Origin of the sequence: Holdemanella hominis, from assembly GCF_014306155.1 — a bacterium.
GTDB lineage: Bacteria > Bacillota_I > Bacilli_A > Erysipelotrichales > Erysipelotrichaceae > Holdemanella > Holdemanella hominis.
This window is the reverse complement of sequence record NZ_JACRWH010000075.1, coordinates 1-7,117: the sequence shown is the minus strand read 5'-3', so window position 1 is coordinate 7,117 and position 7,117 is coordinate 1. Positions and strand designations below refer to the sequence as shown.

General features: G+C 32.7%; 8 protein-coding genes. 3 read left to right on the top strand and 5 right to left on the bottom strand.

The window, feature by feature from the left end; all coding sequences use genetic code 11:
* Positions 1 to 203 precede the first annotated feature (203 nt).
* Genes H8911_RS11365 through H8911_RS11355 form a run of 3 tightly spaced genes read left to right on the top strand, consistent with a single transcriptional unit; the run spans position 204 to position 3,233 of the window.
* Positions 204 to 692 (top strand): DUF4358 domain-containing protein, encoded by a 489-nt coding sequence (locus H8911_RS11365; protein WP_186999737.1) that lies wholly within the window; start codon positions 204 to 206, stop codon positions 690 to 692.
* Between the two features lie 3 nt (positions 693 to 695).
* Positions 696 to 2,075 (top strand): MBOAT family O-acyltransferase, encoded by a 1,380-nt coding sequence (locus H8911_RS11360; RefSeq protein WP_186999736.1) that lies wholly within the window; start codon positions 696 to 698, stop codon positions 2,073 to 2,075.
* A gap of 15 nt (positions 2,076 to 2,090) precedes the next feature.
* Positions 2,091 to 3,233 (top strand): DHHW family protein, encoded by a 1,143-nt coding sequence (locus H8911_RS11355; RefSeq protein ID WP_186999735.1) that lies wholly within the window; start codon positions 2,091 to 2,093, stop codon positions 3,231 to 3,233.
* A gap of 6 nt (positions 3,234 to 3,239) precedes the next feature.
* Here H8911_RS11355 and H8911_RS11350 read toward each other — a convergent pair whose 3' ends face one another.
* From H8911_RS11350 to H8911_RS11330, 5 genes are all read right to left on the bottom strand, one after another.
* Positions 3,240 to 3,626 carry a DUF2871 domain-containing protein gene (locus H8911_RS11350; RefSeq protein WP_186999734.1) on the bottom strand — a complete coding sequence of 129 codons (387 nt, stop codon included), beginning with the start codon at positions 3,624 to 3,626 and terminating at the stop codon, positions 3,240 to 3,242.
* A 98-nt stretch (positions 3,627 to 3,724) separates the two neighbouring features.
* Positions 3,725 to 5,602 carry a hypothetical protein gene (locus H8911_RS11345; protein ID WP_186999733.1) on the bottom strand — a complete coding sequence of 626 codons (1,878 nt, stop codon included), beginning with the start codon at positions 5,600 to 5,602 and terminating at the stop codon, positions 3,725 to 3,727.
* Between the two features lie 190 nt (positions 5,603 to 5,792).
* A complete protein-coding gene (locus tag H8911_RS11340; protein WP_186999732.1) occupies positions 5,793 to 6,245 on the bottom strand; it encodes a hypothetical protein in 453 nt (150 codons plus the stop codon).
* 219 nt (positions 6,246 to 6,464) lie between these two features.
* Complete coding sequence (locus H8911_RS11335; RefSeq protein ID WP_222621029.1) at positions 6,465 to 6,818, bottom strand: hypothetical protein; 354 nt, start codon at positions 6,816 to 6,818, stop codon at positions 6,465 to 6,467.
* Positions 6,803 to 6,964: a hypothetical protein gene (locus tag H8911_RS11330; protein WP_186999730.1), complete on the bottom strand. Its 162-nt coding sequence runs from the start codon at positions 6,962 to 6,964 to the stop codon at positions 6,803 to 6,805. Before H8911_RS11330 ends, H8911_RS11335 begins: the two co-directional genes overlap by 16 nt.
* Between the last annotated feature and the right edge of the window lie 153 nt (positions 6,965 to 7,117).

Here is a 7,117-nt window from a genome sequence, read left to right as displayed (position 1 = left end):
TGGCTCCTTTTTTTGGTTTTGACGCCTATATTATAGAGGAGCTTTTCTTATATGAAAAGTTCACCCAATGGGTGATAAGAAAAATTCGTAGATTTCCTTTAAATTAGGAACATTCTACGAATTTTTATATTTTCATGAATAGTTCAGGGAATTTATGATACAATTGAAGTAATCACAATCAAATTATAAGGGGCATAGGGATTATGAAAAAGTATATATTCACCATTTTAAAAGGATTCGTTCTCATCGGATTCATTATTTTACTATCCACAAATTTCTCATACGACAAAGACAGTACGAAAACTATGGAAGAAGTGCAAAGTAAAACCATAGAAAACATCAAGCTTGATGGACTTAGCCAACAAGACAATTTAAGTATGAAACGATTTCTAGACTTAGATCCATCACAATATGAAAGTGTTATCTACTACAAATCCAACGACGCTATGAGTGCCAGTGAATTTGTTTTAGTGAAATTTAAAGACCATTCTCAACAAGAACCATTTAAAGAAACCATTGAAAAAAGAGTTAAAAATCAAAAAGGCATCTTTGAAGGCTATGCACCACAACAAGCCGAACTATTAAAAAACGCTTTTATTGATATTCATGGAAACTATGGCTTATATGCAGTAAAAGAAGATGCAAACACAATGAATGATCAATTCAAAAAAGTATTGAGTGAGGGGGAATAAAATATGGTATTCACAGATTTAATTTTTTTATTTTGTTTCTTACCCATTAGCGTTCTACTCACAAAACTCATCAGAAACGTAAAACTACAAAACATTCTATTAGTCGTATTAAGCCTACTCTTTTATGCATGGTCCAACCCAATCTATGTTGTACTACTCATTCTATCCATTCTATGGAATTACTTCACGGCATTTGAACTAGAAGCGCAAAATGATGAAAAAACTAAAAAAATACTACTCATAGTATCCGTAGTTGTTAACCTATTCATTCTTGGCTTCTATAAATATACAGGATTTTTAATGGACATACTCCATATACAATCCGATCTTAAAATCGCTTTACCCGTAGGACTATCCTTCTTTACATTCAGTGAACTCTCATACATATTCGATGTATATAACGATAAAAGTAAACCACAAAAAAACATCATACTCTTCACACTCTATGTAAGTTTCTTTGGAAAAATCAGTATGGGACCCATTGTTTCCTACCACGAAATGGAAGACCAACTAAGAAATAGAACCCTCTCAAAAGCACAATACGCATCTGGCATGGTTCTAATCAGTAAAGGTTTAATAAAAAAAGTATTGTTAGCCGACCAATTATCTTATGTCTACTCCATACTTCAAAATAACACTTCCACTCTAGGCGTATGGCTATTAGCCATTTCCTACATGCTACAAATCTATTTTGACTTCTCCGGCTATTCAGACATGGCCATTGGACTCTCAAAATTTTTTGGCTTTGACTTCAAACCAAACTTCGACCATCCATACACAGCCACATCTGTACAAGACTTCTGGAGAAAATGGCACATATCCCTATCCCAATGGTTTAGAGACTATCTATACATTCCATTAGGTGGTAATCGCGTAGACAAAAACACATACATAAGAAACATCTTTATCGTATGGTTCTGCACAGGACTCTGGCATGGCGCTAACTGGACATTCATTCTATGGGGACTCTATTATGGATGTCTTTTACTCCTTGAAAAATTCTTCTTAAGAGAAAAACTCGAAAAACTTCCAAAACCAATATCCCACATCTATACATTACTCGTAGTATTAATTGGATGGGTATTCTTTATGAGTCCAAATATCACAACTGCATTTTCAACACTTGGAAAAATGATAGGTATAGGCACAACAACATTCGCAAACAACCAAGCCAAGTTTATGCTAAAATCCTATTTTATATTATTCGTACTCGCCATTCTACTCAGTACAAAAGTCTATGACAGAATTCAAATCTTTGTATACAACCAATACAAAATGAAAGCCGTATACACAACATGGACAATCTACATAATTCTATTAATTGTATGCATCGCATTTATTGTAGGAGGAACATACCATTCCTTCCTATACTTCGCATTCTAGAAAAGGAGGTCTAACATGAAACATAAATATTCAAGCATTATGGCAAGCAGCCTAACCAAAGTTGTTAGTGTAGCAGCAATAGCAACAATGGCACTAAACATCATCATTCCTGACCATAAACAATCCGAAACAGAAAATAGACCCCTACAAACCTTTCCGTCATGGAATACAGAACACGTATTATCCGGACAATACACAAAAGACTTAAATACATGGTTCTCTGATCAATTCGTATGTAGAGATCAAAACATACACATTAAATACTTGATTCAAAAAACATTTGGCGTAAAAGAAATACAAGACATATTCCTTACTAAACAAGGCCTTATAGAAAAAACAGCCAAACCCAACAAGGAACAACTCGAAAGAAATCTAAACGCCATAAACACATTTAAACAAAACTATCCAGAACTCAACGTAGGATTTGTGACTGCACCAAATGCTGTAAGCATAAAAAAGGAGTACCTGCCAAAATATGCAGTTACCCTAAACCAAGATAAACAAATGGACAACATCTATAGTAAATTGGATGATTCCATTGTTAAAATAGATTTGCGAAATACATTAAAAAAACACAAAGACGAATACTTATATTATAAAACGGACCACCATTGGACAAGCCTTGCATCCTACTATGCCTATCAAGACATAGCCAAAACATTCAATCTTGAAACAACCAAACAATCCGACTATACAATATATCCAGTCACGACAAACTTTGAAGGAACACTCGCCAACAAAACCGGAAGTGTAAACATCAAAGACGAAATCGATATCTATGTACCAAAAGATAAATGCGATTACGTCATCACAGACGAATCCACAAACAAAAAATCAAGAACCATCTATCACTCAGACGCACTAGAAACAAAAGACCAATACACAGTCTTTATGGGAGGCAACAAAGCCCTATTCCACATCAATGTAGACAACAACTCAAAAAGACACCTACTATTGATTAAAGATTCCTATGCGAATAGTCTAATACCATTCTTGATTCCACAATTTAATTCAATAACAGTAATAGACGCCAGATATTACTTTGAAGACTACAAAAGACTCATTAAAGACGATTTAATCACAGATGTATTATTTATGAATAACGCAAATACATTCGTGCAAGACACTTCCCTAGCCGACATGTTAGAGGCAAACTAAAAGAGCTTAAACGCTCTTTTTTATATCCAATAAAATTAGAATTAATGAAACACCCAGAATAATATGACCAATACCTGCAATGCCAGAAATAACTGCAGATACTATATTTAAATCCAACACTTGAACAATACCACGAACTACTAACATAATAGCCGTTAGATTTAATCCAACATTATAAAACAACACCGCACGATTTGATTTAAAATTAACATTAAAAGAAACCAATCCAAGAATTAAAAAGAACATCATACCCAAGATAAAATAATGTGTATGAACAACAGACAAACTCGTCCAAGCAGTATAACCATTCATCTTTGTAAATTCACGATAAAATACTCCACCTACTAAAGCTAATACTGCATATATAATTGAATAGTTTATATAACGTTTCATAATATGAATACCTCCAAATCAAGCACATTATGGACCTATCACACTTAAACATCAACAGATATGCCCATATAAAAAGAAGGCAAGAATTAACTTACCCTCTAATTAAATTTTTTATTTCTTCTACGCAATACTTCGACTGCACCTAAACCAATAATAGAAACACCCAATAATCCAGTAAACAATGTGCTTGAAGTCTTTGTACTTGTATTTACCTTCTTATTCTTCTTAACATCTTTCTTAACTGTATTGTTTTTCTTTGTATCTGTTGTAGTTGTAGTAGATCCAGTACTTGGTTTAACAGCTGGTTTTGTTTCTGGCTTAACTGCTGGATTAGTTTCTGTATCAGTTCCAGGTTTTACCTCAGGCTTTGATTCTGGGGTTGTAGCCTTTACATCTTCATAAACCAACATATATGAAGAGAACTTATCTGTTTCAAATGTTCCATCTTCATTTACTGGAAGCTTTTCAACCTTACCATCATGAGCACGCAATACATAGAACTTACGACCATTCTTCTTTAGGTTTTCTGGAATAGCTACCTTGAATGTTAATTTTTCACTCGTTTCAGGAATCAAACCTTTACTCTCATCATTAATTAACAATTCAATTTCAATATCAAATGCATTCACTACTTCAGCATCTGCTTTATCAGCATATGCCAACAACAATTTTTTATCAGATTCATTCACTTCATTTTTCACAACAGGCTTAAATTCAATCTTTTTACCTTCTTTAACTGCAGCATCATATTTCTTTTTTTGTTCCTTAGTTAAGCTATTCGCTAAAACTTCATTTGAATTCACACCTGAAATAGAAGCAGCATCTTTAGAACTAGAAGGTGCAACCACTGTAGAAAGTTCCTCTAAGTAAATACCGAGAACACAATTTGTATATACTGAATCATTAGCGAAAGTATAATGAATTTGCTCATCACTAAATGACAAACTAGATCTCTTATATCCACTAGGACATAAAGATTCTAACTCATCTGTGCTGACTATACCATCTTTATCCAAATCTAAATCTTGAGCATATGTATTTACAGATTTAATTTGAATTAGTTTTCCATTATCACTTCTATAGAAATTAATTGTAGTCGGAGTTTTAAATTCTCCTTTTTTAACATACACATTTACTAAATATGAACCATTATCTTGTATATTACTTACCTCAAATGAATTTCCATCAAACACATAACCAACAGGAAGGTTTATTATATCAGACGCTTTAATACTATCTAATTTACCTCCAAGCTTTGAATTTGAATAAGTACTTGAATAAACCTCTTTATTCGTAGCACTATCAATATAATGTAATTTATAAGTAGTTATTTCTGGTATATCCCCCTGTTTTTCAGGCATTTTACATGCTATTGCACCATAAGTCAAATCATCAATTTGATATACATCAAAAGCTACTGGTCCACTACTAATAACGTAACCTTTTGGACTGAATTTTTTAATAACATAATCCTCAATTCCTGTAGTATCTTTACTATCGTATTCAAAAGTATGATACTCTACTTCAGAATGATTAAAATAATCCTCACCCATCATTGTAGTTTTTAAAATTTTAACCGTAAATTTTTTCATTACTGGTTTATCATTATTCTTTGCAAGATAAATGCGATACGAATCGGATCCACCACCAACAATACCCTTATAAGTACCAGCCCCTTTTTTATAATCTACATGATACCCATCAGGAACACAATTAATTTTTAAATACTGATACATACCACCATACATATACTGATCATCCTTAGATACATGAATTTTTTGACTAGTTTCTACACCATCTTTATTAATATATACAGTGTAATCTTCAGCTTCATCTTTAACAGTAACACATTTGATAACCCACGCATTATCATCTACCTTCGTAATCGATTCAATTTTACCAGTAGAATATCTTTCTTCAATATAATTCTTAATTTCTTTGTCAGTATAGTCGTACGGAACTTCTACTTCAGACATATATGTATTCTTTACTCCATCAAGATAAGAATCCAATTTAATAGATTTTATTTTATAAAGAGTTAAAGTATACGTATTTGCAGCTTCATTATAATCTATTCCATTGGTATCAACATATTTATATCCTTATGGTATAAAATTTTCTATGATATAAAAGAATGCGTCATTACGAGTAGATTCAAATGTATCTTCATAATCTTTTGTGCGTCTTATCTGAAAATACTACTTTTATTTTAAAAGTTTGCAACGCTTCTTCTGGTTTCTGCTCTTCCTTTTTTACCAAAACCATTTGCCATTCTGTATCAGAAACTTTCTGTAGGCTACTAGCAGCCCCCTTACCATCAATCACGTATCCTTCTGGAACACAATTTGCCACAATATAACTAGTAATATAATCATCTGTAGCATTTACATCAACATCAAAAGTAGTTGATGTTGTTTGACCATCCTTAGTAATTTGTAATGTAATAGATTTCATTACAAGCTCATTACCAGGAACATTCTCCGTCGGTTGATCTGTAACCTCAGTTGCCTCTGGTTCTGTTGTTGGAACTTCATCATCAGCCAACACTGGCGTAACCATACCAGCTACAGTTACTGCACTCAACCCTAATGATAGTAACTGTTTAGTTAGTTTATTCATCTTAAAAACCCTCCTAATATATTTTGATTTTATAACCATAAAACCATTCCATTAACTATAATTAAAGCGTTTTCATGAAAAACCAACCATAAATCATCATATGAACACAAACTCACTTATCAATTAATAACAATTTTTCTAACATGATTTTCAATTACCAATCAAAGAAAGCAGATTCTATCTCTAATCTGCTTTCTACAAGTCTTAACTCTAACTAGATTAATCCTCTTTACGAGCACGTTTACCAGTCAATGCTACACCTGCAAAGCCTAATACACCACCTAATGCATATAATCCTAATGCTGTTTGTGCTCCTGTATTTACATTTTCCTTATCTTCTGTTTCTTCAACATTCTTCATTTCTTCTAAGTAATCACTCAAATCATTGTTTGCCTTTTCTAAATCTAGTTGAGCCAAAACATACTTCTGACTTGCAACATCCAATGCTTTTACATTCTCTGTATTTAATGTATCCGCCTCTTCAAAAACCTTTATAGCTTCTTCATAACTTCTATAAGCCTCTTTCATCACATCCATCTTTTCACATAAAGACTTCACTAAATCACTATGCAATGCATAAGCCCTACTGGATGTCCAGCCACAAAAGAATCAAATTCAGACTTAACTTCCTCAATCTCTAATTTTAATAATTCTAATTCTGCAACTCTATTGTTCATATTCTTCACAACTAAATCATTCGACACCATATTATTACTCATTTTAGGAATCATTCTTTTCAATTCCTGAATTCTATGATGTTAGCATATAAATAGGACTAGTCAAAAAGAGAAAATTTACACCAGTGGTACAATAGAAAGAGGATGATTCAAAGACAAAGGAAGGCAAAAGAAAATGGCAAATAAAAAGAAACA